The sequence below is a fragment of the Pseudomonas sp. CC120222-01a genome, from assembly GCF_003097235.1.
Classification (GTDB): domain Bacteria; phylum Pseudomonadota; class Gammaproteobacteria; order Pseudomonadales; family Pseudomonadaceae; genus Aquipseudomonas.
This window is the reverse complement of record NZ_QEQQ01000014.1, coordinates 23,918-50,842: the sequence shown is the minus strand read 5'-3', so window position 1 is coordinate 50,842 and position 26,925 is coordinate 23,918. Positions and strand designations below refer to the sequence as shown.

Sequence of the window (26,925 nt, the reverse complement as noted above, 5' to 3'; positions counted from 1 at the left end):
GTTCAGTCCTTTAAATGGCGATTTTCCAGAGGCGGGTTTCGTCGAACAGGTCGAAGGCTTCGTGCTCCAGGTCCAGCGGCGGCACCACCAGATCGGCGCCGCTGCCGGGCAGGCGCGGCACTGCGCCGAGCAAGCGTTGGGTGTATTCGTGAGCCGGGCGCTCGAACAGCACCTCCACCGGTGCCTGCTCCACCACCTGGCCGTGACGCATCACCAGCACGTCGTCGCTGACATGGCGGATCACCCCCAGGTCGTGGGAGATGAACAGGTAGGCCAGGCCCAGTTCGTCCTGCAGGTCTGCCAGCAGGTCGAGCACTTGGGCCTGCACCGACACGTCCAGCGCCGAGACCGGCTCGTCACAGATGATCAGCTTCGGCTCGCTGGCGATTGCCCGGGCGATCGCCACCCGCTGGCGCTGGCCGCCAGACAGCTGCAACGGCCGGCGCCGGGCGAGGTCGGCCGGCAGGCGCACCTGGTTGAGCAGCACCGCAATGCGCGCCGGTCGGGCCGCCGCGTCGACACCGGCCACCTGCAGGGCGTCGTCGAGAATCTGCGCCACGCTCCAGCGCGGGTCGAACGAGCCCAGCGGGTCCTGGTAGATCACGCTGATGTCGCGGCGCAAGGGCCGCCGCGTCGCTTCGCTGACGGCATTGGCCGGGCGGTTCCACGGCTGGCCGCGATACAGCACTTCGCCCTGGTCAGGTTGCAACAGGCCGAGGGCGATGCGCGCCACGGTGGTCTTGCCCGAGCCGGACTCGCCAACGATGCCCAAGGTACGCCCGGCGCGCAGGGTGAAATCGACCCCTTGCACCACCTGGCGCAACAGGCCGTCCGGGCCCAGGTAGCGCTTGCCAATACCACGGCCTTCGAGCAGCACGTCGCTGTACCCGCGTGCCCGTGGCTCGCGGCGCACACCCGCACGCTCCGGTGACAGCCGGCTGCCACGGGGATGCTCGGCCGGCACCGCCGCCAGCAAGGCCTGGGTGTACGGATGCCGAGGCTGGCGCAACACCTGCTGCATCGGCCCCTGCTCCACCACCTCGCCATGGCGCAGCACCACCACTTCGTCGGCCAGTTGCGCGACCACCGCCAGGTCATGGCTGATGATCAGCAGCGAGGCGCCGCGTGCCTTGATCTGCTGGAACACCTCAAGGATCTGCGCCTGCACCGTGGCATCCAGTGCGGTGGTCGGCTCGTCGGCAATCACCAGCGCAGGGTCCAGGGCCAGGGCACTGGCGATCAGCGCACGCTGGCGCAGGCCGCCGGACAACTGCCCGGGGCGCTGACGAGCGCGCAGTTCGACGTCGGGCACACCGACCCGCTCAAGCAACTCATGCACCCGAGCAGCACGCGATTGACGATCGCCGTACCGATGCGTCTGCAGCACTTCGAGGATTTCCTTGCCCACGGGACGCAGTGGGTCGAGTGACACCAACGCATCTTGCAGCACGAAGCCGATGTCCTTGCCGCGCACTTCACGCCACTGGCGCTCGCTCAAGCCGAGCAGATCATGGCCGGCAAAGCTCAGCTGGCGGGCGCTCACCTGGGCCTTGGCGCCGGCCAGGCCGACCAGGCTGCGAGCGCTGACGCTCTTGCCTGAACCCGACTCACCGACCAACGCCACGCAGCGGCCCGGCGCCAAGGTAAAGGACAAGTCGCGCACCACGCTGCGGCCGTCAAAGGCCACGTTCAGGCCTTCGACCATCAGGGTCTTGTCGTTCATGGCAGGCGCCCCTCCAGGCGTTGTTGGATATAGCGGCCAGTCACGGTCGTGGCCAAGGTGGTGAGGACGATGAACAGGCCGGGGAAGAACGTCAGCCACCAGGCATTGGCGATGAAGTCGCGGCCCATGGACAACAGGGTTCCCCACTCCGGCGCCGGAGGCCTTGCGCCGAGACCGAGGAAGCTCAGCGCCGAAGCCCAGACGATGGCTTGGCCGACGCCCATGGTCAGCGTCACCACCAGCGGCCGCATCGCGTTGGGCAACAGCTGGCGCAGGACGATGCGCGACGTCGGATGCCCCAATGCCCGCGCCGCCTCGATGTAACCGGCATTGCGCACCGCCAGTACCTGGCCACGCACCATGCGCGCATACCCCGGCGCACCGCCCAGCCCGGTGGCGACGATCAGCGGGCCGACGCCGCTGCCGAACACCGCCACGAACAGCAAGGCCAGCACCAGGCTGGGAAAGGCGAACAGCACTTCCAGCAACCAGCCCAGCGCACGGTCCACACGTGCCCCGCCAAGGCCACCGAGCAAACCGAGGGTGATGGCGATGGCCATGGAAATCGCCGTGGCCGCGACGCCGATCAGCAGGCTTTGCCGCGCACCGTGGATGACCCGCGCAAAGATGTCGCGGCCAGACTGGTCGGTGCCCAGCCAGTGCGCCCAGCTCGGCGGCTGGAAGGCATCACGCGGGACGATGGCGAGCGGGTCAATGCGGGTGAACAACCCCGGCACCAACGCCGCCAACACCAGGGCGAAGAGGAACAGGATGGCCAGGCTGGCACCCAGCGGCGGCAACTTCAGTTGGCGCTGCCGACGCGACGGCGCGAGGGTTCGACCCAGGGTCAGTTCAGTCATGCTGCAGCCTCCTGTTGCCGTGGGTCGATCCACAGGTAAAGCAGGTCGACCAGAATGTTCGCCAGTACATAGCCAGCCGCTACCACCAGGCTGACGCCGATCACCAAGGGCATGTCCTGAGCCTGCACCGCCTGGTACAGCTGGCGGCCGATGCCCTTGCGCGAGAAGATCACCTCGCACACCACGGCACCGCTGATCAGCGCACCGATGGCCCAGCCCGACAGCGAAACGCCAGGCAGCAAGGCGTGGCGCAGGGCATGGCGGAAACGCACGGCGAGGTCGCTGAGCCCGCGTGTGCGAGCCGTGAGCACGAAGGGTTGTTCGAGGGTCAGCTCAAGGGATTCGCGGGTGACCTGGGCAATGAACCCGGCCAAGGGAATCGCCAGGGAGAACGCCGGCAGCACCAGGCTGGCGAAGCTGTCACTGCCAGCGGGCGGGAACCAGCGCAGGCCGAAGGCAAACACGGCCAGCAGCACCACGCCGAGCCAGAAATGCGGCAGCGCCGCGCTGAGGGTTTCGGCCAACGAAGCGATGCCGCCGACCAGCCGACCGCGCCCGGCAGTGACCACCGTCAGCAGCAGGACCAGCAACCAGGCCAGTCCCAACGCGGCGATGGTCAGCTCCAGTGTCGCCCCGCCCTGCTCGGCCAGCACACGGGTAACCGGCAAGTGCTGCGCGTACGACACGCCGAGGTCGCCTTGCAACAGCCGCCCGAGGTAAAGCAGGTATTGCACGGCCAAAGGTTGGTCCAGGCCGAATTCCACGCGGGCGGCTTCGATCGCTTCCGGCGTCGGGTTGGCGCTGGGGCCACCGAGAATCGCCAGCACCGGGTCGCCCGGCATCAGGCGCAGGGCGAAGAACGTCAGGGTCGCCACCGCCCACAGCACCAGCACACCGCCGCCCAGGCGGATGGCGGCGCGCCGGCCCAGGGCGGCCAGGCGTTGGCGACGCGGGTCGGTTACCGAAGGTGTCGTCATCGTCATTTGTTCACCCATGCGTCATAGAGGTAGGTCACCGCCAGCGAAGGCTCCAGGCGCACGCCGTGGGCGGTCTTGTAGATGCCCAGGCGCGTGCTTTGCGGGTAGGTGGTGAGTTGCAGGTACTGCGCGGCGGCCTGTTGTTGCGCCTTGAAGTAACGTTGGCGGCGCTGGTCGGCGTCCTGGGTGGCCAGGGCACTGTCGAGCAACGCGTCGTAGCCTGCGTCGGCATAACCGGAGGAGTTCTGGTGATAACCACCGACCCCGGCCGGTTGCACGAAGGCGGTGGTGAAGATGATGCGCAGCACGTCGGGGGTGTTGGTGTTCCAGTAGCCGGTGCGGATGTCGTAGTCCCAGGCGGCCTGGCGGGCGGTGACCTGGGCGTCGCTCATCTGGTCGAGCACCAGTTCCAGGCCGGCCTGGCGCGTGGTGGCTTGCACCTGTTCCCACAAGGTCAGCTCCGAGGGCGGCGTGCGCGCGCCGATCAGCACCACGGCACGCAGGCGCTGGCCGTTCTTTGTGCGGTAGCCCTCACTGTCGCGGCTGGCCCAGCCAGCTTCGTCGAGCAGCGTGGCGGCGCGGGCCGGGTCGTAGTCCTGGCTGTGTTCGAAGTCGCCGCTGTAGAACGGTGTGGCGATGCTCAGCGGGCCACCGGCGCGGGGGAACTCGCCGAAGTACACGCTCTTGAGCGCACCCTCGACATCGGCGCTGCGCACGAAGGCTTCGCGCACGCGGATATCGTCGAACGGGGCGCGGCGCAGGTTGAAGGTGCCGTTGGTGGGGTTGCCCGGGCGCTGGGCGATGATCAGGCCCAGGTCCGGGTTGCGGCGTGCGGCTTCGTGGGACTCTGGCGGCAGCGCTTCGATCACATCGACCTCGCCGGCCTGCAAGGACGCAAAGCGCACAGACGGTTCCTGAATGAACTTCCAGAGGATGCGCTCAAGGTAGGCCGGCCCTTGATGCTGCGCCGTCGGTGGCGCCCAGTTGTAGTCCGGGTTGCGCACCAGCTCTACCTGGTTCTGTCGGTCCCAGCGCACCACCTTGAACGGCCCGCTGCCCACCGGGCTTTCGCAATTCTGGTCGCGGCTGCGCAGCAGCGCGGTGGGCGACTGGATGCCGAGGAAGCCCTGGGCCAGCACTTCGAGAAAGGCCGCATAGGGCGTGGCCAGGGTGACTTCGGCGGTATAGGCGTCAAGCACCTGGGTGCCGCGGTACTGGCGGATATAGCCCCCCGCGGTGCTGGACTGGGTCTTGGGGTTGGCCATGTGGTCGAGGTTGGCCTTGACCGCCTCGGCGTTGAAGGGGGTGCCGTCGGTGAAGTGCACATCGCGGCGCAGGTGGAAGGTGTAGCGCAGGCCGTCCGGGGAGACTTCCCAGCTTGTCGCGAGCCAGGGGCCGATCTGGCCTTGGCTGTCCATCGACACCAGCGAGTCGAGGTACTGCTGGGCGACGAACACCTGAGGCATGTCGCCGGCCACGTGCGGGTCGAGGCAAGTGGGCTCGCGGTCGGTGGCGTAGACCAGGGTGCCGCCCGGTTGCGGCGTTGTACTTTGCGCGGTGTGCTGCTCGGCTTTTCCGCAGCCGAGCAAGGCCAGGGCGGCACAGAGCGGGATCAGGGGGAGGATGGGTGTGTTCAAGGGCGCTCCTGCGGTGACTGGGCTTTGGGAGGCCTGTTGCAGGAGTTGTGCCGGGTTCAAGGGGTTGATTTTGTTGGGGTTTAGTGGAGGTTGGGTGCTGTTGCAAGGGCAAAGTGTCTACAGAGTGTTGGTGTGGCGACAGTATCGAGGTCTCTCGTGCAAGGTCGGGCCCTTTCGCGGGCACGCCCGCTCCCACAGAGATCAGCACAGGCCTGAATGCTTGCGCAGTACCTGTGGGAGCGGGCAAGCCCGCGAAAGGGCCGGCACAGGCTTACACCGCAATCCGCTCAAACCAGCGAGGCCGTGCCGCCGGCGTTGCAACTCTCCCGACGCGCCACTCACGCGCCTCTTCCAAACTCAGCGCAACGTCCGCCGGGCCCTTTCCCGCGCCAGCTCGATGACCTCGGCCCAGGTGTCGTTCTCGTCCTCTGACACGGTGAACCATGGATACACCTGCACTCGCCGTTCGTAGTTCGCCCACTCGCCTTCCACGTCCTCGCCGTTGGCGCACACCACCTTGTATTCACGGCCCAGCGCATCGTAGTAGTGGGTGTCGGCGTAGATGCCCTCGCGCGCGCTGTCGTCGCTGACCCAGCGCCAGTCATCGAGGTAGAACGGCAACCACACGCGCACCGCCTGGCCTTTGTTGTCGAATTCGGTCTTGCCGGTCACCGCCCAGCGCACCTCGGTGTCCTGGACCACGGCCTGGCCCTTGTCGTCGGTTTGCAGGCCGCCAACCTCGGTGCGCACGAAGGCTTCACCCGACGGGTTGAGGATGGCCGTCTGCAGGACCTGCCCGCCTCCATTGAGCACTACCTTGACCCTGACCTGCTGCTCGGGATCGCTGTCGTAACGGTCGGTCTGGATCTGGATTACGTGGGGCGGCGTGCACCCCTGCATCATCGACGGCACCGATACCCCATCGCGGTGCAAGCGCTCGGCAGCCCGACGCCACGCCAACTCACCGCAACGCCTGCTGCGGTCGGTGCTGCCATCGGCCTTCAGCGCGAATGGCATCCAGCTGTCGGCCACGACCGTGAACGCCTGGGCCACCGGCACCTTCTTGCTCTGATTGAGCGCCACCGCGGCCTCGACCGTGGCAGGAGGGTCGAAGGGCACGTCCGGGGTGTAGCCGCTCATCACCGCCTCATCACTGCCGCCAGGGGTTTCAGTGCCGTAGAAGCGGGTATGCCGGACCCGGCCCAGGGCATCGAGCTCGACGGTGCTGGTGTTGTCGTTGGCATCCTTGATCTGGATCGGCGCGATGAAGCGCCAGTCATGCGCCTCGACCGTGGTGGTCAAGCCGGCGGCGTCGGTGACCAGACACAGCGCCAGGCCATGGGCGGTGTATTCCAGCTGAATGGGCCCAGTGACCGTGTTCTCCTGCACCGTCCTGGGCACCCAGAACAGCGTGTTGTCGTGGTAGTGGCTGATGCCATGGTGGCCGCAGTAGGCCTCCTCGACCAACGGCTCACCCGGGATGCCCGGTACACCGATCTCCCCGGGGTCGTGGGGGTCTGCCAGCTCCGGCGCATCCGCGGCGCGGCTCATGGCGACATAGCCGCCGCGCTTGAGCAACTCAGCCAGCGACTCTGCTTGCACGCGGCCGTTCAGCAGCGTCTGTACAGCGCCCAGCCAGGTTTGCATGGCCTGTGGCAACGGCACGTCATCAGCGCCCGGTTGCAGAGCGTTCAACACGGCACGCCAGAGTACGGGGGTAGCGTCGGCGCGAGCCAGGGCTGCATCGACGTTGCCGTGCAACAGGTTGAGGGTCGCGCTGCCCTCCTCCTCATCGCTGGCAAACCAGGTCAGCACCGCCCACAGTGCCGTATCCGGTACGCGGCTTTGCTTGTATACCGCCTCTTGCAGGCCGTCGGGCAAGCGCACCGGGTCGGCATCCAGCAGGCGCAGGCGCAGGGCATCCACCGAAATCACCGATTTCAAGGCATCGCGCAACAGGCGACTGGCGGCTTGATCGTCTGGCGCAGTCTTCAGGTAGGCGAGCAACACCGGGTAAAGCGATGTACCCTCGGCCAGGGTTGGCAGGCGCTGGCGCACCCGTTGCAGCACCTCTGGGTGGTTGTCCGGGGCATTCAATGCCTGCGTCACGAGGTCTTGCAGGGTCTGTTCGAAGGTGGGTCGCAGCACGTCCAGCGAGGCCTTGTCGAGCATCGCGGTGCGGCTATACGCCACCAGCGCCTGACGTGACGGCACGTTGGCCACGCCTGTGCCCTTGGCATCGCGCCAGACCACTTTCTCGTAGCCGGCCAAGGTGGTCTTGCCCGGGTCGGCCAGCGGCAGGCCATTTTCCAGCCAGTACTCAAGGGTGAAGCCACCCGCCGGCTCATCGCTGGCGGCAAAGCGAAGCACATCCTTGCGCTGCGTGTCGGGCAAGCCGATTACCCAGGTGTCGTCGTCGACCAGGTTGTGCACCGTGGTGCGCGTGAGGTTGACCCAACAATCGTATTGCTGCGGATCGCAGCTTGCTGTGATCAAGTTTTCCGGCAAGGTAGCGGGATAGATCGCCCGCTCCTTGTCCTCGACTTCCAGCGTTTCCAGCGAGAGGCGGCGCGGGTAATGGATGCTGACACTTTCCAGCACCGTGCCGTAGGCATCCTGGCGCAGCACGATGTCCTGCTTGATCTGCGGGTCTTCAGGGGTGCGTTCGCACGTGATTGCCAGGGCCTGCACCGGTGTCACCAGCGCCGCCGGACGCAGCGGGTCGGCCGTCGCGCAGGCACGCACCTGAAGGCGCGGACGTGCCACGCTGTAGGGTCGGTCGGCACGCGCGTGGCCATCATCACCGTAGACTTCCACGCGCATCAGCTGGCCGCGCAGGGCGCGCAATAGCCATGCCCGTTCAGCCGGCCCAGGCTCGAACGCCTGCTCGCCCTCGGCCTGCCACTGGGTGAAGCGCACCGCGCCAGGGTCGAAGCCATGATCGGCTTCGGTATAGGCACCCTGGGCGAATTGATCATGGGCCTCGATACCGCAATAGAACCAAGTGCAGGTGCGCGCCGGCGGCGAAAGATGCGCGGCGCCCTGGCTGGCCAGTGCATGGGTGTCGGTCTGTTGCAGCCGGGTGAAGCCGGCGAACTCGCGCTCCTTGCCGTCCCATACCCCACCCAGGTAAGTACTCTGGCTGCCCATGCACAGGCCGGTGACCAGGTTGTACTGGGTAATCTCGCTGACCGTGTGCACCGGGAATGGCAGGTAGCTGACCGGCGTCTTGCCGGTGGCCTCGATCACCGCCGCCTTTTCGTCCAGCCAGGCCTGTGCCGAGCTGCGATAGGTCAGCTGCGTGCAGCTGCCAGCGTTGTCCAGCACGGTTTCCAGCAGCCAAGGGCGCTTGTCGTTGAAACGGTACAACCAGCTGCACGGTTGCAGGCCCGGGCCATGGTGCTGGCTGGTCAGCAGCAGGTCTGCCGTGCCCTGCCCGAGGATATCGGCAACCTGCAGGTAACACTCGGTATCCAGCGTCACCCCCGGTGGCGCGGGTATGAAAGCACCTTCCTGGTAACGGTTGCCGCTCTGGCTGACGAACACACGAATGCCATCGGGCTGCAGGTACAGAATGTCGGTGGTGCCCGCACCATCGGTATCGGCCAGGAAGACCCTGGAGGCATTGAAGTTTTCGACTTCGAAACCCGCAATCGCGATGGCATCGGCAAAACGGCCATGGCCCAGCGACGGCCACAGGGTCACCCCCTTGCCGGTAATGCGCAGCAGGTGCGCCTGGCCACTGCCGGCAGGGTCGGCGAACGCAACCAGCTGGTGCTCGGAAGGCTCCACGCTGGGTAAGGGTACGCTGCCCTCATACCCTTGATCGAGCGCGGCCAACCAGCCAGCCGTACCCTGGGAGGGGTACAGCCGCACACTCCTTGGCCCCAGCGCGCGCAGCAGCACGACATCCTGTTGGCTGTCGCCAGTCAGGTCGGTCATCCGCGCGTGGGGGTGATTGAACTCGCTCGGCAAGGCGCTCAACGGCACCAGGCCGCCCCAGGTGCCATCCGGCGCCAGGGTAAAACTGCCACTCAAGCCTGCGGTGACCAGCCATTCCGGGCGACCATCGCTGTCCAGGTCCATCAAGGTACCTGTCGAGCTGTCTGGCTGGATGCGCAGGGCTTGGGGTGCGCCCCAGGTGATCTCATCCCGCAGCCCGCCTTGGCGCCGCTGTGGAGCACGGTAGTACCAGGCGCCTTGATCGAGGTACAGCAGGCCGGGAATCCCCTCGCCGTAGAGGTCCGCCAATTGCCAGGCCGGCGACCAGAAGCCGTCGAGCGCCGCCAGCGCTTGCCAGACCGGCTCGGCGCGACCTGGCCGGGTCAGCGCGAATTCCAGCGGCGGCATGCGGCTGTGCGCCTCATGGGTAACCTGTTGCACCGTGCTCAGCACGCTGGCGACCGCACTGCTGTCGTATTGCAGGTGCAGGCGCGCGACCAAGGTCGGTGTGTCGTCGTCCGTGCCGGCCATGCGCGCCGTACGGTGCCAGAGCAACACATCGCGGCACAGGCGGCGCACACGCACATTGAAGCCGTAGCGCCAGAACGAGAAACGGTCTTCGCGTAGCGGCCAGGGTTGATGGGTATCGAACGGAGGGGGTACGCCAGTGTCGGCGCCTCGTTCGCCGTAATCGAACAGGGTGAAGGTGAGAAAGTCGCTTTCCACGAATGCGCCCCGCGGGATCAGCAAGGCATCCGAGGGCGTGACGTTCATGGCGTGGACTGACGCGGGGTAGACATGGGTGACCTGCGGATGGGCAGCGAGTTCATCGTCGCTGCAACCCTGCTCATCTTCCCCGCGATAGCGATACACCACATGCTCGCCGCGGGTGGACACGGTTTCTTCCAGGTACCAGCAGGCCACATGCTGCGCCTGGGCCGGGTCTTGCAGACGGGCCGATGGCGACCAGCCGTACAGCGACAGGCTGCCATCGCCGAGGTAATGCAGCCAGAAGCCCGCCGATTGTTCGCTGCCATTGTCCAGCCAATGCTCCAGGCGCTCCGCCGCGCTACCGCGCCGCGCACGCCATGGCGTCACGGTGTAGCTGCCAGGGGTATCGGTCAACGGCAATTGGCTGACCTGGCGAGAGGCCCCGGCCAGGCAGATCTCCTCCCCGGACGGGCCAGCCAGGCGATCGTTGCCATCGTACTTGGGGAAGCCGAAACGGGTCATGCGCACCACGGCCGGCATCGGGCAATCCCAACCGGCGCCGAAGGCGCCATTGCCGCCGCCAGAGGAGTATTGCAGGGTCAGTTCCGCGGACAGGCCGCGACCGGCGGGCGATGGCAAAGGCAGCTGCCAGCTGGCGGCGCCGTCCGGGCCACCGGCGGAGAGCATGCCGCCGCCGATGGAGACGGTGCCACCGCCTTTGGGAAGGGCCGGGGCGGTGAAGAAGGAGGTATCGGGGCTTTCTGATGCCACTGTGCTAGATGCGGCTTGGTCGAGCATCATGACGTCTCCAGAGTGCTGTTCATTACCTTCGTGCCATGACAAGTGGATACTGCCAGCTGAGAAAGAAGCTACAACGGGGTTGGTCAGGAGGAAACTGGTAAAACTGTTAGGTGAAGCGTGGCCATCAGGGTGAGCGCCTTGACGGCCACTTGGGCTTCGTAATTACTGAGTAATGAGGGTGCAGCATGGCAACCGCCGGCCATTGCGCCATACCGAGCACCTCGTAGTCGTAGGTGCCAATTTATTGAACTTCAATTGGAGTCAGGGTGGCTCTTAAAAAAGCACCACCCTCTTCGTCCTGCCGGGCTACTCAACATACCTATAGTCTATTCAGACTCAGTTTAATCTTGATCTGACACACGATTAAATCTGACGGCATCTAAAAAAGGAATAGCCAGATAGCCTTTATAGTGAAGGAAAAAGTCATACCCAGCATTCACGGCAGTCTCTGTCACTTTAAAGGCAGCTACGCCTTCGTTGAAATCAGCCCTTAGGGGCGGACCAAATATATTACCTGCCGCATAATAAAGACCATTAACACGGCAGCTGACACTCCAGTCCGAGTCACACCCCAAATAACCACGATCAACAAAATTAACGAGGCCACCAACCTCAACCTTGTCACGGCTTGTTGAATACTCCCTTCCTCCGATATAAATACCTAATACTTTATTCATATCAGCGTCCATCACAACATATTCTATTTCCGCCAGCACCCCAGTCATTTCTCCCATGACGGTGAGCTTTACCGCACCGTTACTTTCTAAGGCTTGCACCTTCCATTCAGCCCGACCTGCCGATGTCATTTTTATTCTTTTAACGGAGTCTGGCGACACGCTCACGAGATTCACGGGCGAATCGTAAATGATATAGAGCCGTTCACCCCGCTCAACCAAAGGGCTCTCGGGTGACCACTGGACAACCAAGGTGTTCGACCCTTTGTGACGCAGCAGGCGCGCCTGCACACCACCCTCAATCACGACTTCACTGTTCAACCTTGAAGAAACCAACAAGCAATTGTTCATTTTTAGCGCTCCGGATATATTACCAAGCTTGATTTCAAAGCCAAAGATTCCACTCTGGGGTGACCTATTCAACGCCCACTGCACGCCTCCATCAGTTAATAATTGAAATTCACCATACGTTGGCACAAACGGCACTTGCGAACTTTCCAGGCTTGCGCCTTGCTCCACAAAAGACAGCGTAGCGGTCAAGTCCGCCACCCTTTCCAACGGGCTCCCGGGTTTGAGCTGCAGGTTCAGCGTTCCGCCTTCATTTCTGAAAAACACCCGTCCCCATGCCAGCGGCAGACCATTGAAATACACATCCGCTTCATCTTCATACTGAGGAGAAATGACAAGCGCTTCAGCCAACACCAGCGGCTCGTCGAAATATTCGACATGGCATGTCAGCGAGAACCAGCCACTCTTGTCGCCACAGGTCAAATTCCAAGCGTGGCCTCCCGTTGGGATAACTTCGTCCTTGCCGTATTCAGGCGCGGCTTTCGCATCATCTTCGACCAACTCGCCCGTCTGCTTGAACTCCAATTTTGTTTTCACACCGCCAGCCGCCAAGGGGCTGTCCGCCTTAAGTTGCAGGCGAACCGTGCCTTCATGGTTGCGGAAAAAATAGGAATCTACGATCAGTTCGGCTTCCTGCTCCAGGCTTTGCGCCAACACCAGGCAGTCCTTGAGTTCGAACTTGCCGTCGTACTCTGAGCCCTTGGCATGCAACACCAGATCAAACAGTTGGCTTTTCGCCGGGATATCGAACTTCCAGCTCCACCCATCCGGGCTAACGGGGGTCTCCTCGAACCGTTCCGGCTTGCTGGGAAAATTGACATCACTCCAACCGACCGGTTGAACGAGGCGCAGCGGGCTGGTGGCTTTCGGCACCAGCGTCACGCTGTAGCCCTGGCCGTGACGAAACACCACCCGACCGCTGGGTGTCGCCCCTTCGATCTTGACGTCGGCTTCTTCGGTCAGCGAGGCTGACATCAATACTGCCTCGCCCACCTTCAATTCAAACGCGGGGTAAAGGTCGACGCTGAGTGTAAGCCCGAATGTGCCGCTGACCTTACCGCCGGTGAGCCCCCACACCACACCGTTGGCGACCAATTGCTGCCCCGCGTTGAAGTCAGGCTCGGCCCTCATGTTGCCCGACGTGACGGTACCTGAGAGGAACTGCAACTTGACTTCCAAACCCATCGCCGCCAAAGGGCTCCCGGCTTTGGGCACGATGCTGAACTTGCGCAGCTTGTCCCGCAGGAACACCAGGGGGCGTTTCGACGTATCCTGCTCGAACGTCAAGGCGACTTCATCGGCCAATACCGCTGCGAGCAATGCACAATGGTCCAGGCCGAGCGGCAGTTCGAAACCCTCGACATGGAACGCCAGCTTGAAAGAACCGCTGGCCTTCTTACCGGTGAGGGTCCAATTCAGCCCATCTTTCACCATTGGCCGCTTGGCGTCTTCATAGCCTGGCTCTGCACCCATCTCATCTTGGGGTAGCGTGCCTTGGGTGAACGACATCCAAGTAATGGGCGCCAGCGTTCGCAGTGGGCTGTCTTGTTTCGGTACAAGGCTGATGACCTGCGCCTTGCCTTGCCAGTACACCTGCCAAGCCTTGTGCACGCTTCCGGTGAACGTGATCTGCACTTCGTCACCGAGGTCAGCCGACAGCTGCACACCTTTCATCACAAACGGCACATTGAGCTCCGGCGTGCTGGCCTCCAACTCAAAAAGGCCGCGTTCGGTAGCGCCCGCGTCAAGCGTCCACTCCACCCCATCCTTGGTCATGCGCTGCGCTGTAACAGGCTGGAACGAGATGCCCAGCTTTTCAGCATTGTCAGGAGCGGTCAGGGTGACGTCCTTGCCAATGAAGAAGTTGTCCGCGATGTCCTTGGGCTTGAGCAGGAGCTTCCTGCCCTTGACGCCACGCGACAGGTGCACACCCAAGGCATTGAAGTCCACCGCGTTGCCGTCGAGATAGACATCGACCAAGCCCGGCCACGGACTGGTGGCGAACACCTTGAGCTCTTTGTGCTGCGAGGCCGGCGCACCCAATTCGGATTGCAGCGTCGCGGTGAGGGTGACTTTGTTGCCACTCCCGATGTCCGCCTCTTCCGGCTCATAGGTACAGATCGATCGGCCTTGCGTATTACTGGCCTCAGCCTCAAGCACCCTGCCATTGGCTCGCCACTCAACCTTGGCCCCCTGGATCTTACGCGCCGACACGAAGTGGTTGGTCACCAGGGTTTCCAGCGTCGCCTTATTGGCGTTCGTATCATCGATGACCAAGGCGCTGTCGCCGCCGTCAATCGCACCCAGTGCACAGACATAGTCGCCGACGTCAGCATCGTGCTTACCGATCGCCGCCTGCCACCAGCTTTTCAGACCCAACGACAAGGGCACGGAATCGGTCGTGGCATCTGCGCTCGAGGTAATCGTCCACGTGGTTTTCGTGGCGCTGAGCTCATTCAGGAAACTGTCGCCGTCCACGTCGCCGCGCTGAAACGGCGGGTCTGCCTGCAAAGCCAGCTCGATCGGCAATCTATCCTCATGCCAGCTCAAGGCCAGAGGCTGATCCAGCCAACTTTCGCTTTGAACGTCTGAAACCTCCAGCCGATGCTTCGCCCCATGGCAAACCTTGTAAGGGGCCGCCGTTTGCTCGATCTTCAGGCCATCCGGGTCGACGACCAGTGCTAACTTGGCCTTCAACTCGGGTAACCGCACATCCAGATCGGTGTTGCGTAAATTCAGGTAGTCATTGCCATCGGCCGCTTCGTACTTGATTCGGATTGCCTTGATGCCACTGCGCAGGCCCTTGATGCGCTGCAGGGGCAAGGTTGTCCAGTTAAGCTCCCGCGACTCGGGCAGGGGTCGCAAGCCTGTCGCGGGCGAGGTCTCCCGCTTGATACCTTCCATGACCCGGGTGTCGAGCAGTGCCCCTTCCTTGCCTTCGCTGAAGTCATAAACCTTCAAGGTGCAGTCCGGCAGATAACCGGTGTCGTATTCGCAGCCCAGCCAGAAATCAGGCCGTCCCTCGTCGGCAGGGTTCGCCGCAACTGGCAAGGTAATGTCTTGCCACACCTGCGTCTGAGGCTGCAAGGCCACATAGTCGTAGGCGGCCTGCGGCTGCTCGAACGGGCCTTTGGCCTGCCAGGCCTTGCCGTTACCGATGCTACCGCGTGGGAACGAGGGTTCCCTGACCAGGTCATGGCTCTGGCTCTCCGTGCTCGCGTTCTTCTGGCCCTCGCTGAGAACGGCCAGTTGTTCGTCATTCGCTGAGTAAGGTTTGGACATGATCGTCTCCAGCCTGAGGCTGCATTGAAAGAGGGGATGGCGAACGGGTAACCGCAAGCTGATCCAGCAACGCCTTCACGTCACGGGTGAACTGGCCGCCACCGGGCAAGGCGAAATAACGTACGTCGAGGACGATATCGCTGAGCCCTTCCAGCAACTCGGCTTGCGACTCGGGAAGCGGGAACTGCAGGTGCCAGCGCGAAACGGCCCCGGTGCCCTCGAACGGCAGGTAACGGTCATCCGCGTCGGAGGCGGTCACCAACCCCAGGTCCTGGCTGCCGGTGGACAGACACACCTGCTGGTTAGGCCGCAGGCTGATCATCACGTTGCGGCCGTCGCCGTCGCGTAGGGCCCGCGGCGTCAGGAAGTTCACCGCGTTGATGTCGGGCCTGATCATCAGGCTGCTTTGAGTCTGGGTCAGGGTGGCACGGACATTCTGATAAGGCCCCAGCAGTGCCGGGAGCGACACCGCCATACTGTGCAGGCGGCGCATGTAATGGCCGGGGTAATCCCGGTCGTACAGGGATTGCGACAAGTGGAACGCCAGCTCGCCGTGAGTGCGCAACGCGGTGAGCAGGCCGGTCCAGTCGTTGATCGGGTCGCCGTCTTTATCGAACAGCAGCGGCTCATCGTCTAGCAGCAACGCTTGCAACGAGACCGTCTTGCGAATCTCAAGGTGCCGCTCGTTGCGCAGCAGCGCTTCAGCCTCCAGGCGCTGCAGGTCCAGGCGCAGCTCACCAGCAGCATTGAGGCCCCAGCGGTCAGCCTGCCACACGGGTGTGCGGATGATGCGCTTGTCGTAGTGGCCGGTTTCATACTGCCAGCAGGCTTCGGCGCTGTTGCAAAGACTGACGGCCACATCGAACAGGGCCGCATGCCACGTGCTGGCCTGGGAGCGCAGCCAACTGTAAAGGTTTGCGTTGGTCAACTTTCGCTGATGAAAGTCATACATCGCCTTGGCCTGTTCCCAGGCCTTGCAACTGTGATCCCACCCTGCTTTGGCCGCACTGGTGGCGTGTGCTTGGGCAGCGATCTGCGCGTCCAGCACACTCAGCTCGCCGTCAGCCATTGTGACCTGCAAGGACCATTCTTGCCGGCGGCGGCGGTACATTTCGCAGTCTTGCATGATTTTCGCGCCGAGCTCCCCCACACCTCCCAGCGCGTACATTCCGGTCCCTGTAGCAATCAGGGGATTACCCAGTTTTTGCCCTCCAGTGGACGTGCCGAAAACATTCGGCGGGCTATTGAGCAGATAGCCAGCCCCGACCAATGCGCTGCCAGCGGAGTTAACAGCCGAGCTCACGCTTTGCAAAGCAATCACCGCGATTTCCATAGCCGAGACATTCTCGTCCCGCAGCTTTTGGTAATGTTCTCTGCGTTTATCCACAGCAGTCTTCTGCGCCTCCAGCAAGGTCTCGTTTTTGCATTGCTGCTGATACAGCTGTTCTTGCATGGCGATGACACAACCAGCAATATCCGCCGCCTGGCTGAACTGCAGCTCCTCTTGCTCGCTGCGTTCTTGCATTTCCATGAAGCCGCGCAACTGCTCACCGAACTGCATCAGAATGGCCACTGTTTCCTGTGCCTTGGCGAGCAGGGTGCGGAAGCGGTACGGCGGCACCACGGTGCGGTAGCCCTGCAGATGCGCCAGGCTGGCGTTGCCGCCCATGCGTGCGAGCAGCAGGTCGAAGGGGTTGGCTGGGGGCGCGTACAGCGGCAACTGCATCGGCTGGCCGTCGAGAGTCAGGAAACGCCGCAGGTTATGGAACCGCCTGGCCAGTAGGCCCCAGATGTCCAACAGTTGCTGGTTCACCGGTGCACGGAAGGCCGGATGCGCCGCCACGCCGGCCCATGCGAACGTCTCCAGCTGCTTGGGCAGGTCGGCGGGCTGCACGGCATGGGCATGCTCTAGCAGCCTCGTTTCCCCGCCTCCGGCGCTTTCGAGCAACTCTTCGACGGGTTTGGGCTGCCAGGTATCGATCGCCCGGGCGTCCGGCGCCTCGCCCATCAGGTCGGCTGCCATGGTGTACAACAGCCAGGCATTGGCCAGGCTGTCACGGGTCTGACGCCGATAGAGCAGGTCGGCCTCATCGATCAACAACTGCACGCACTGGATGAAAACGGCCTTGCGGTAATGGGAAGGCGCATGCAAGGCAATCGCGTGGGGGTCGGCCAGCTGGTGCTCGAGCCCAGACGCTTCGGTGTCGTCCTGCAATAGCCAGGCGCAACGCCAGTAATCGACCCCAGCCTGCTCGGTGGCCTCCTGCTTGCGTTGCGGGTCGAACACCAGCCCCAGCCAACGGCGCGCGTCCTCGAAGCGCTCCTCCACCTGGAGCCGCGAGGCGATCAGGTGCGGCACATGGAAGAACAATTCACGCAGGTACAGGCCATTGGCGTCGAAATATTCAACCTTGGGACTGTCGTCGGCGCGCTGCCATCCCTGGTACGTTGCACCAACGTCTTTGGAGTCGTAGGCGGGCTCTTGCAGCAGCTGGGCATCCCAGGCGAAAACCGCCTGAGGCGAGGCTTGCGCACGGTTGATCAGGTCGGTGACATGCTGGGAGTTCAAGCGTGAGGTGACGTCACGATAAGAGTCTTCGTTCTGCTTCAAACGGACGACCAGGAAGTCCGTACCGCTGCTCTGCCGAGCAATGATCGGTGCCTCACCGGTCTTGGTCAGGTCGCCCAGCTCGACCACGAACGCTGCGGATTCCCTGTCACTTGCAAACTTGACCGTGATGGTAGCGGCCCCACTCTCCAATTTCTTGCTTCGCCAGGCGCTGGTGGCTTTGCCGTTCAGCGTCAGGGGCTGCGCGCCAAAGGCTTCTCCGTCAATGGTAACCGTGAAGTCTCTGGTCGCCATTTTCTCGGCCAGCCCGGTAATAAAGTTGTTGTAACTCGCCAATGGCCGTTGCGGGCTGCCATCAACGCTGAAAGTAAAACCGGCGCCTTCGCGAATGTCGCTGGCCTTGTAGCCGAGCAATTGGATATCAAAGTTATTAAGATCAACCTCCGCCTCGTACCAGCCATAGCGACCCCGGTGGAAATCGGAGCTCAATACCGAAGTGATCGGTTTTCCCTTGTGCTGCAAATCCAACTTCTCGAACGTTGGTTTCATGCCAATAAAGCAACGCAGCGACAACGTACCTGAAGGGCCGGTGTACACCTCAACGTACACCTCACTCGAGATGACCAACAACCCAACGCTGGAGAGATAAACCGACGCGGGGATCGGAACGGGTTCAACCTTGGAACTGCAACCTTTTACGTGCAGTGTGTAGGTATCCCCCAGGTGCGCAGCAAGCGATACCTCCACGCTTAGATGGCGGTCATTATCGGGTAGTGGCTTGACCTTCACAGGCTCCTTGCGCGCACTGGTGATGCGGCGCTGAAAAGCCAGGCCGCCCACTGGGTCCGCAAAGACTTCGAGCAGCGCGTCACGGTCAGGCTTGCCAATGACATCAGCCGCAGGCGCAGCGCGCTTCAAGACGTCACGTTGCACCACCCCGCGCAAGCCATCACGCTCCACCCAAGCGACATACAACTGATCATCACTACCCTGCGCCTTGCCGAGGGCCAAGGCCAGTAAACGGTTATCGGCGTCCTCCAATGGATCCGTGCCCTTATCGACTTGCTTGCTATGAGAAAGCAACAACTCCGGCGTGGACCACTGATTGTCCAGGCCCAGGTACATCAACTGCACTTTGAGATCGTAGTGTTCCTTGGTGCCGTCTTCGATCTCGCGCGGCGCTTCCTGATGCAGCCACACCAGGTGCAGGCGCCCGCAGAACACCACCAACCGCGCCTCGACCACGCTGGCGGTAGGCGGCATGGTGATGGCTTGCCACTCGCTCCAGGCGTCGGGTTGCACATAGTTGGAGTGCTGGTCCAGGCGCACGGCGACTTTGCGCCAGTAGTACTTCGGCGGCGAGGCGGTATCGCACCCCAGCAGGTAGTAGTCCGAGTTGGCCAGGGTATAACCGACGAACTGGCCCTCATCCCCCTGCGGGCCGGCATAGTCGATGTAGCCGGACTGCACACGGATACTGTTCTGCAACTCATAGCCGCTCAGGTAATTCACCAGCGCTTTCTGCACGGCCGCGTCGGTGATCTTGCTCTGGGCCAGTTCGTTTTCCAGGGTCTGGAACAGCTCGGTCTTGTCGAAGCGCAGTTCCGGGCGGATGTAGTTCTCGGGGTAATCTTCGAGCATCTGGTAGGCGGCCCAGATCGAATAGTTGGCCATGCCCTGCTGCCAGAACGTGCGCAATTCCTGTGGAAGCGCCGCGTCATAGCCAGGCTCGATATTGTAGAAAACGCCGTTGATGTAGGTCTGCACGCAGGCCAGCGCTTCAGCCAGGAAGGACGTGGTTACCGCCGACGTGACCTGGGTATCGAGCAAAACGTATTTGTTCAAGTGCTCGGGTGTTACCATGTTGAGCGCCGACGCCTGCAACACGTCGGGCATCACATGGTGAATGCAGTAGTTCGATAAAGCGTCCCGCCATTGCTCGGCCAGCTGATTGCTCAATGCAGTGTTCATAGTCACCTCGTTACCACGATGAAGGGCCGGATCGGTGAAATGGGATTCAGCGCGGTGGATGGACAGTGACCGGGACCCGCACGCCCTCAACGGCATGTTCGTACATCAGCCGGAACTCGCCCTGACCGGGTTGAATCAATGCCGTGGACTCGCAATCGACGGTCCATGCCACCTCGCCAGCGGCAAATCTTTGCTCTACCCCGAACCCAGGCTCGACAGACAGCCCCAGCGAATACGCCGAATGGCGGCCGAAATAGCGCAAGCTCACCGGCATGCCCAGCAGCGGATGGTCTTGCAGGTGGAAACTCAGCGTGTGCGTGCTTGCCCCTGACAGCGGCTGTATGATCTCGACAGCCTGGTGCACGGGTTCACCGTCGAACTGGATTTCAATCGCCAGGGCCGGCATGAACTCGATGGCGTCGAATTCATGCTCATTCCCACCCCAGCTGGCAATGACGTGGAATGTTTTCGGCTCGTCGCTCTTGATCGAGAAGCGGCTGAAACCGTCTGCGCCGGTCATCTGAACCGTGGACAGGGCATCGTCTTCCAGCACCTTCCAGGTCACCGGGTAACGCGCCACTGGCTCGCCTTTGGAACTGCAGATCTTTACGGCGAATTCAGCAGCCGAGATACCGTCCGCCATTGGCCAGTCCCAGGGCTGGGTGACGTCATGCTGATCGGCATCCACCAGCACCTCGGATTCCAGGTCTTTACTGACGTAATCCAGGTCAGCGATGGTCAGGAACGCCGTGACCCGCACGGGGCCTGTGACGGCGTTCTTGAAAGTGGCGTTGGCCATGCCGTTTTCATCGCTCTGCGGGTCAGCCTTGTCCAGTTCAGCCCCTTCGCATTCCCAGCGCAGCGGCTGATTGGCCGCCGGCTTGCCATCCAGGCCGCTGATCCAGGCACGGACGGCGAGGGGCTCGCCGGCCACTGCCGGCGAGGTGAGGGTCAAGGTACCGATGAACGGTTGATTGGCAAAACCGATATCACGCTGCAACGCGTTGCGGTCGCCGTACCAGGTCAACACCGTGCCTGTGCCGGCCTCCATGCTCCGCACGCGCATCGTGCTGTAGCCCTCCTGATCCGTCAGGGTGGAACCGTCGCTGTCGACCAGACGGCCCAGGTCGGTCGACCAAGATACAGGGCGGTCACCGCCCAGGTTGTTGAGATTGTCCCTGAGCTGATAACGCAAGGTGTACGTGCCTTGGTTGCCCGCAGGGAGCCAAGGCTCCTCGGGCTTATCACCGCTGGCCCAGAGCTGCAGCGTTGCATCATCGCAATCGATGACAATGGGTGGCGCAAACGCCTCGCTGTCGAGCAGATAGCGGGCTTTGACATTCGCAACGCCTTGCGTGGCATCCGACTGCAGGATCACCTCGGCACGCCCCTGCTCATCCGTGTAACTGAAGTGGTCGAGCAACACCCCAAGGTCGGTGGACCAATTCACCCGGATGTCCGGTACCGGGCTGTTGTTCATGTCCAGCAAGGTCAATGTCACGGTTGTGCGCTTCTCGTGCTCTTCATACTGGTCTTCGAGCCTGTGACCAATCACCTTGGCCACCAGTCGCAAGGAAGTCGCGGTACAGCGCGTGGACAGACTCTGACGCAGCTCCTCGTCATCCTTCAGCGCATCGACCGTATGTTGCAGGCTGCTGAGCATTTCTTCTGCCGCGCCGCGGTAGGCTGTAACTTCGCTGCCTGGGCCAAGCTGGCTGAGTTTCATCAACGAGGCAGCGCTCAAACCGGTTCGCCTGCACAGTTGGCGGGTATCGAGCAGTGCACACAACTGGCCGAGGTTGCGGATGATGCCGTCGGCCGATACCAGGCTTGCCACGTCCAGCACCTCGCGAATGCCGCACCCCAGCCAATTGGCGATTTTCTCGGCGGCGGCATCCTTGATCAGGCGGCGTTCGTTGTCGCTCATTTCGCCCAGAGCCTCGACCAACGCGAAATAACCCAGCAGTTGCTTTTCCGACTGCTTGGCCATGCGCAGCAAGCGGGTGTAGCGCTCCAGGTAGTAGAGCGTCGCAAAGGTCATTTCAAGTGTCTGAATACTGAAGCGATGGCGTTGCACACGGATCAGCAAGCTGGAGAACAAGGCCGGGCTCAAGGCAAAGCGCCTCACCACTTCGGCACGGCTGCGCATGCGCCGCTCCAGCGGCAGGATGATCTCCAGCTGGCGCGAGTCCAGTGGCTGCGGGTCGAACGCCACCGCGCTGGCCATCCACTGATGCACGTTGGACTCGGCCCAGTAGATCACCGGGACGATCATGTTGGATTCCAGTTCGAGCAACTGCGCCAATTGTTCCTGCACCACGCCCCATTGCTGCGAACGCACGCGCAGTACTACCCCAAGAATCAGGCTGGTCAGGCGCTCGGCTTGATCATCCGTCAATGCGGGCAGTTCGGCCTCTTTTGCCGGGCGCGCCTGCTTATCTTCCTGTGGCTGCAATTGCTCGATCACGGCCTGGATTTCCCGCCTGGCGAAGTCTTCGTACTGCACAGGGTCGAAGTCCTCTTCCGGGTTGCCGCTGTCGGTGATCAAGCCATCACCATCAACGATCTGCGCCAGCTGGCTTTGCCAATCGCCTTTGATCAGCGGCGTCACACCCGCGTCCTCGAGCAGGCTGTTAAAGTCACGGAACGGTTGCAGCTTGCTGCCCAGTTCGGTCAGCGTGACCCTGACCTCCGTGGACGCCACATCCGAACGCTCGAGGGGGAGCAGTTGGCGCACCAGCCAGGCAATCGGAATGTCCTGCTCCTGGCACCAGAGCACGCAGGTGGCGAGGGCATGGACGACGTTGACCAGGTCGGTCTGGGTCGTGTCGTTGCGGTACATCGAGACCTGGGGTTTGCCCGCCAACTGCAGCGCGTACAACCCTTCCGGGTTGAGCACTTCCAGCAACGACAGCAATTCGACCGGAGTGATCTTCAACAGACGGGCCAGCCATACCACGCGGTAGAACGCCGAAACGACCGACAGCGAACGGCTCAAGCCTGCCCCGCCCTGGGCTTGCATGATCGCCCGTGACAATGGCCGGAAGGTTTCCATGTTGATGCCCAGGCCGCTGCACAACTGGTCGACGGTGCGTTTGCTCGCGCTATCGTCAGCCGCCAGGCTGAACGGTTGGTCATCCAGTTCCAGGGCATTCGGGCCAGTGGCATTGAACACTTGATCGAACGGGCTGGCTGCCGTGCTGGTCCCATAGATGGACATGTCTGACAGCAAGGTCGAGAAGCCCTCGGTGAACTGGGCCAAGCGCTCCGGGGTATCGGCCATTGCAAAACGTTCGCGCAGGAACTGGAACAGGCCCAGGCAGCGCAAGGTATTGGCCGTGATCACCATCGGCCCGTTGACGCTGCTGAGCCGGCCGCGGCTGCGTTCGATCACGCTGCGCGATTCAGCATCGATGATGGCGCAGAGCAAACGGTCGGCTTGCGCGTAGGTCAGGCCATAGGCGTAGGCCACCCGTACCAGGCGATTGAGCCGGTCACACCGGGCCGCTGTGAGAAAGTGGAATTCATGCTGAGCATCATCACCGTCTTTGCTGCCGACCCCGACCGGGTCGGCACCGCCGCTGTTGATGAAACGCGCGCCTGCAAGATTGGCGCTTGCCCACTTGCCGGTGGCCGCGGCGGACACGTTGTCCGAACGTCGCGGGGCGTGGTCAGCCAAGGCGAAGAGCTGCTTCAGGCCCGCCTGATCGATCTGCAGCGCCTGGCAGAAATTGACCACGTTCTGCATGTTGTGGAAGCCTGGCACACCAAAATTCTGCTTGAAAAAAGCCTCTTGGCGAGACGGCTTTTCGTCATCGGCGCGGCTGCGCTTGTGCATCGCCTGCAGTTGTGCGGCCAGTTTGGTCAGATGAACCCCGGGGCCTTCCTCGAAATAGGGCACCTCAAGGAGAATCTGGCGCAGCAGCGGCCCCATTGCAGTGTCCTGCAGCAACGCATCGTCAGAGCGCGCTGAGTGGGCACCAGGGCGGATGAAATACGGCGCCTGGGTGTCACTCAGGCGGGAGACTTCGCTCAGGTGGACCTTGCTGTGGGTCAGGACCGTGCGGGTCTGCGCCCAGTAGGCTTCGTAGGGAAACAACCGGGGCGGGTAGCGAACCTCCAGCAGCCTGTCCTCGATCTGCGTCAGGTCGTGCCCAGCAGGCAGCTGCTTCTGGATCAGTTTCTGCAGCACATGGATGACCAGCTCGACCTGAGTCACCTGCTGGTTCATGGTTTGCGCGTCAACCATCAGCTCGAACAAATCTGGCCGGCGCGCTCGCAAGGACAGCGCACGGTCTTCATCGGCCTCGCTTTCCAGGCATGCGTAGACGAACAGGAGCAGATCGACCAGGTAGGCAGCAGGCGAAATGGTCGCATCCACCGCCTGGGGATCAGCGTTATTGCCCCAGCTCGGGCGAAACTGGTTTTCGAAGGTAGGCCCGGTCGACTGCGCGAGAGGGCCTTTGAGTTCGTCCGCCGAGCGCCTGCGGCCATCGCTCAGACGCTGTTCCCGGAAGGCCCGCATCATGGCCGCGCGGCTCACATCCAGGCGTGCCTTGAGCAGCTTCGCTTGCGCATGGGTCAAGGTCGGGAACTGTGCCATCAACGCTGTCGGCCGCAGGTGCTGCAGGCCTACCAGCAGAGTGTCGGCCAGCGGGGTGGACTTGAGCTTGACCTTGATGCCTGGCTCGGTATCGAGCAGCTTTTCGAACAGCGATGCGGCCTTACCGACCTTTGGTTTTGCCATTGCCATCTCCCGAATACGCGTGGTGCTGTGAGCAGCCGTACAACGTTGGGGGAAGGCTAACGGGGGGAATGCAAACCCGAAACTGGTAAAAATGATAGGTGTGGGCGGCCGGCGGGCATGCAAAACTCAGGTTGAGCTGTGCAGGCGGAGTCAACCTCTTGGAGGGATTGCGACTGTGACTTACACCGCAATCCGCTCAAACCAGCGAGGCCGCGCCGCCGGCAGATGCGGCACCGCATCGAGCAGGGCTCGGGTATAGGGATGGCGCGGCTGCCCGAGCACCTGCGCCACCGCCCCCTGCTCCACCACCCGGCCCCCTTGCATCACCAGCACCTGGTCACTGACCTGCTCCACCACCCCAAGGTCATGTGAGATGAACAGGCAAGCCAGCTTCAACTCCACCTTGAGCTGCGCCAGCAACGCCAGGATCCGCGCCTGCACCGACACATCCAGCGCCGACACCGGCTCATCCAGTACCAACACCTTGGGCTTCATCGCCAGCGCCCGGGCAATTGCGACGCGCTGCCGCTGACCGCCAGACAACTCCAGCGGACGACGGTCGAGCAGGCCCACCGGCAACTGCACCCGCTCCAGCAACGCTGCCGCCTCGGTACGTTGCAACCCACGCGGCACGCCGGACTGAGCCAACGCCTCAGCCAGCACCCGCAGCACGGTATAGCGCGGGTCGAACGAGGCCAGTGGATCCTGGAACACCACTTGAATGCCCTGCCGGGCCTGGCGCTGTTGCGCGGCGGAAAGCGCCAGCCAGTCCTGCCCGGCCAAGTGCACACTGCCCTGCTCCGGCCGCTCCAGCCCCAGCAGGATACGGCCCAGGGTGCTCTTGCCAGAGCCGGATTCACCGACCACGCCAAGGGTTTGCCCGGCACGCAATTGCAGCGACACATTATTCAGCACTTGACGCGGCTGGCCATCCGGCCCAACGAAAGCCTTGTGCAGCCCACGCGCCTCCAACACCACCGGTTGCTCGACCACGGGGGCCTCCACCCACGAAAGCGCCGGGACCGACGGACGCTGAAAATGCACCGCCCGCGCTGCGCCCAGCAGGCGTTGGGTATAGGGGTCCTGCGGGTCCTGCAGAACCTGTTCGACACTGCCCTGCTCCACCACTAGGCCATGGCGCATCACCGCCACCCAGTCGGCCAGGCGCGCAACCACGGCCAGGTCATGGCTGACCACCAGCAGGCTGTTGTCGCGGGCGCGCAGTTGCTCCAGCAGGTCGAGGATCTGCGCCTGCACCGTGGCGTCCAGTGCGGTGGTGGGCTCGTCGGCAATCAGCAGGCGCGGCTGACAGGCGATCGCCGAAGCGATCAAGGCGCGCTGGCGCAGGCCTCCAGACAACTGCCACGGGTACTGCCGGGCGCGCACTTCGGGCTCGGGCACGCCGACCTGGCGCAGCAGTTCGAGCACGCGCAAGCGACGCTGTTCAGCGGCCAGATCGGTGTGCAACAGCAGCGGTTCTTCGATCTCGGCCCCCACCCTTCGCAGCGGGTCGAGCGAACCCAGCGCATCCTGCATGACGAAGCCGATACGCCCACCGCGCAAGCGCTGCCAGTCAGGCTCGCCAAGCCGGCGCAGGTCCTGCCCGGCAAACGCCAGGCGCTGTGCCTGCACCTGGGCGCCGGCACCGGTCAGGCCCACCAGCGTGCGGGCTGTCACACTCTTGCCCGAGCCCGATTCGCCCACCAGTGCCAGGCACTGCCCGGCGTGCAGTTGCAGGTTGACGCCGTGCACCACCGGCACGCCGTTGAAGCTGACCCGCAGGTCGCGGATGTCCACCAACGGTGCCGGGTGCTGTTCGAAGATGCTCATGGGTTTCTGCCCTCGCTACGGCGCAGCCAGTCGCGGCCGATGACGGTGATGGAAATGACGGTCAGGGTGATCGCCAGCGCCGGCCAGGCCATCAGCCAGGGTGCGTTGGCCATGAAGTTGCGCGCCACCGCCATCATCGCGCCCCACTCGGGCGCGGGCGGTGGTGCGCCGAAGCCGAGGAAGCTCAGCGCGGCGGCAGCGGTGATGGCGCCGCCCAGGCCAATGCAGCCTAGGATCAGCACCGGTTGCACGGCGTTGGGCAGCACGTGGGTCAGCACCACCGTCGAGCGTTTGCGGCCCAGGGTGACGGCGGCTTCGACGAAGCCGGCGTGGCGGATGGTCAGGGCCTGGGCGCGGACCAGGCGAGCGTAGCGCGGTACTGAAGCGATGCCGACGGCGAGGATCAGGTTGCTGGTGCCTTGGCCGAACAGGGCGATGATGACCAGTGCCAGCAGCAAGTCGGGGAAGGCCAGCAGAACGTCAACGGCGCGCATCAGCAGGTTGTCCAGCCAGGCGGGGGCCAAGCCGGCGAGCAGGCCGAGCGAAATGCCCAAGCCGAGGCCGACCAGGGTGGCGGCCAGGCCGATGTAGAGCGATGGGCGGGCGCCGTGGATCAGGCGGCTGAGGACATCGCGGCCGTTTTCATCGGTGCCCAGCCAGAAAGTGGTGCTGGGTGGAAGGTAGGCCAGGCGGGCGTCGGCGGCCAGGGGGTCGGTTGGGGAGAGCCAGTTTGGGAAGGCTACTGCCAGCAGGAGCAGGACCAGGATGGCCCAGGCCAACGTCAGGCCTGGGCGAACCCGCCAGTTGAGGGTCACGGTGGTGGGTGTCAAAGCGATCGTGTTCATGTCTGTCC

General features: G+C 63.2%; 10 protein-coding genes. All 10 read right to left on the bottom strand.

All coding sequences use genetic code 11. The features are described from left to right. Positions 1 to 10: 10 nt before the first annotated feature. Positions 11 to 1,723, bottom strand: coding sequence for an ABC transporter ATP-binding protein (locus N430_RS18045; protein ID WP_110638166.1), 1,713 nt, complete (start codon positions 1,721 to 1,723; stop codon positions 11 to 13). Then, entirely contained in the window at positions 1,720 to 2,583 is an 864-nt protein-coding gene (locus N430_RS18040; protein WP_110638165.1) for an ABC transporter permease, read from the bottom strand. The genes N430_RS18045 and N430_RS18040 overlap by 4 nt, the downstream gene beginning before the upstream one ends. Next, a complete protein-coding gene (locus tag N430_RS18035) occupies positions 2,580 to 3,560 on the bottom strand; it encodes an ABC transporter permease (protein ID WP_110638263.1) in 981 nt (326 codons plus the stop codon). Before N430_RS18035 ends, N430_RS18040 begins: the two co-directional genes overlap by 4 nt. A gap of 2 nt (positions 3,561 to 3,562) precedes the next feature. Then, entirely contained in the window at positions 3,563 to 5,197 is a 1,635-nt protein-coding gene (locus N430_RS18030; RefSeq protein ID WP_110638164.1) for an ABC transporter substrate-binding protein, read from the bottom strand. A 357-nt stretch (positions 5,198 to 5,554) separates the two neighbouring features. Further along, positions 5,555 to 10,651 carry a SpvB/TcaC N-terminal domain-containing protein gene (locus N430_RS18025; protein WP_110638163.1) on the bottom strand — a complete coding sequence of 1,699 codons (5,097 nt, stop codon included), beginning with the start codon at positions 10,649 to 10,651 and terminating at the stop codon, positions 5,555 to 5,557. 341 nt (positions 10,652 to 10,992) lie between these two features. Continuing rightward, complete coding sequence (locus tag N430_RS18020; protein WP_110638162.1) at positions 10,993 to 14,955, bottom strand: hypothetical protein; 3,963 nt, start codon at positions 14,953 to 14,955, stop codon at positions 10,993 to 10,995. Then, entirely contained in the window at positions 14,930 to 19,495 is a 4,566-nt protein-coding gene (locus tag N430_RS18015; RefSeq protein ID WP_110638161.1) for a neuraminidase-like domain-containing protein, read from the bottom strand. Before N430_RS18015 ends, N430_RS18020 begins: the two co-directional genes overlap by 26 nt. A 46-nt stretch (positions 19,496 to 19,541) precedes the next feature. Next, positions 19,542 to 24,242 carry a Tc toxin subunit A gene (locus tag N430_RS18010; protein WP_158288796.1) on the bottom strand — a complete coding sequence of 1,567 codons (4,701 nt, stop codon included), beginning with the start codon at positions 24,240 to 24,242 and terminating at the stop codon, positions 19,542 to 19,544. Between the two features lie 180 nt (positions 24,243 to 24,422). Next, positions 24,423 to 26,072 carry an ABC transporter ATP-binding protein gene (locus N430_RS18005; protein ID WP_110638159.1) on the bottom strand — a complete coding sequence of 550 codons (1,650 nt, stop codon included), beginning with the start codon at positions 26,070 to 26,072 and terminating at the stop codon, positions 24,423 to 24,425. Further along, positions 26,069 to 26,917, bottom strand: coding sequence for an ABC transporter permease (locus tag N430_RS18000; RefSeq protein WP_110638158.1), 849 nt, complete (start codon positions 26,915 to 26,917; stop codon positions 26,069 to 26,071). The genes N430_RS18005 and N430_RS18000 overlap by 4 nt, the downstream gene beginning before the upstream one ends. Between the last annotated feature and the right edge of the window lie 8 nt (positions 26,918 to 26,925).

Coding starts and splice junctions, on each gene's coding strand:
- N430_RS18045 (WP_110638166.1), bottom strand. CDS start 1,723: ATGAACGACAAGACCCTGATGGTCGAAGGCCTGAACGTGGCCTTTGAC.
- N430_RS18040 (WP_110638165.1), bottom strand. CDS start 2,583: ATGACTGAACTGACCCTGGGTCGAACCCTCGCGCCGTCGCGTCGGCAG.
- N430_RS18035 (WP_110638263.1), bottom strand. CDS start 3,560: ATGACGACACCTTCGGTAACCGACCCGCGTCGCCAACGCCTGGCCGCC.
- N430_RS18025 (WP_110638163.1), bottom strand. CDS start 10,651: ATGATGCTCGACCAAGCCGCATCTAGCACAGTGGCATCAGAAAGCCCC.
- N430_RS18020 (WP_110638162.1), bottom strand. CDS start 14,955: ATGTCCAAACCTTACTCAGCGAATGACGAACAACTGGCCGTTCTCAGC.
- N430_RS18015 (WP_110638161.1), bottom strand. CDS start 19,495: ATGAACACTGCATTGAGCAATCAGCTGGCCGAGCAATGGCGGGACGCT.
- N430_RS18010 (WP_158288796.1), bottom strand. CDS start 24,242: ATGGCAAAACCAAAGGTCGGTAAGGCCGCATCGCTGTTCGAAAAGCTG.
- N430_RS18005 (WP_110638159.1), bottom strand. CDS start 26,072: ATGAGCATCTTCGAACAGCACCCGGCACCGTTGGTGGACATCCGCGAC.
- N430_RS18000 (WP_110638158.1), bottom strand. CDS start 26,917: ATGAACACGATCGCTTTGACACCCACCACCGTGACCCTCAACTGGCGG.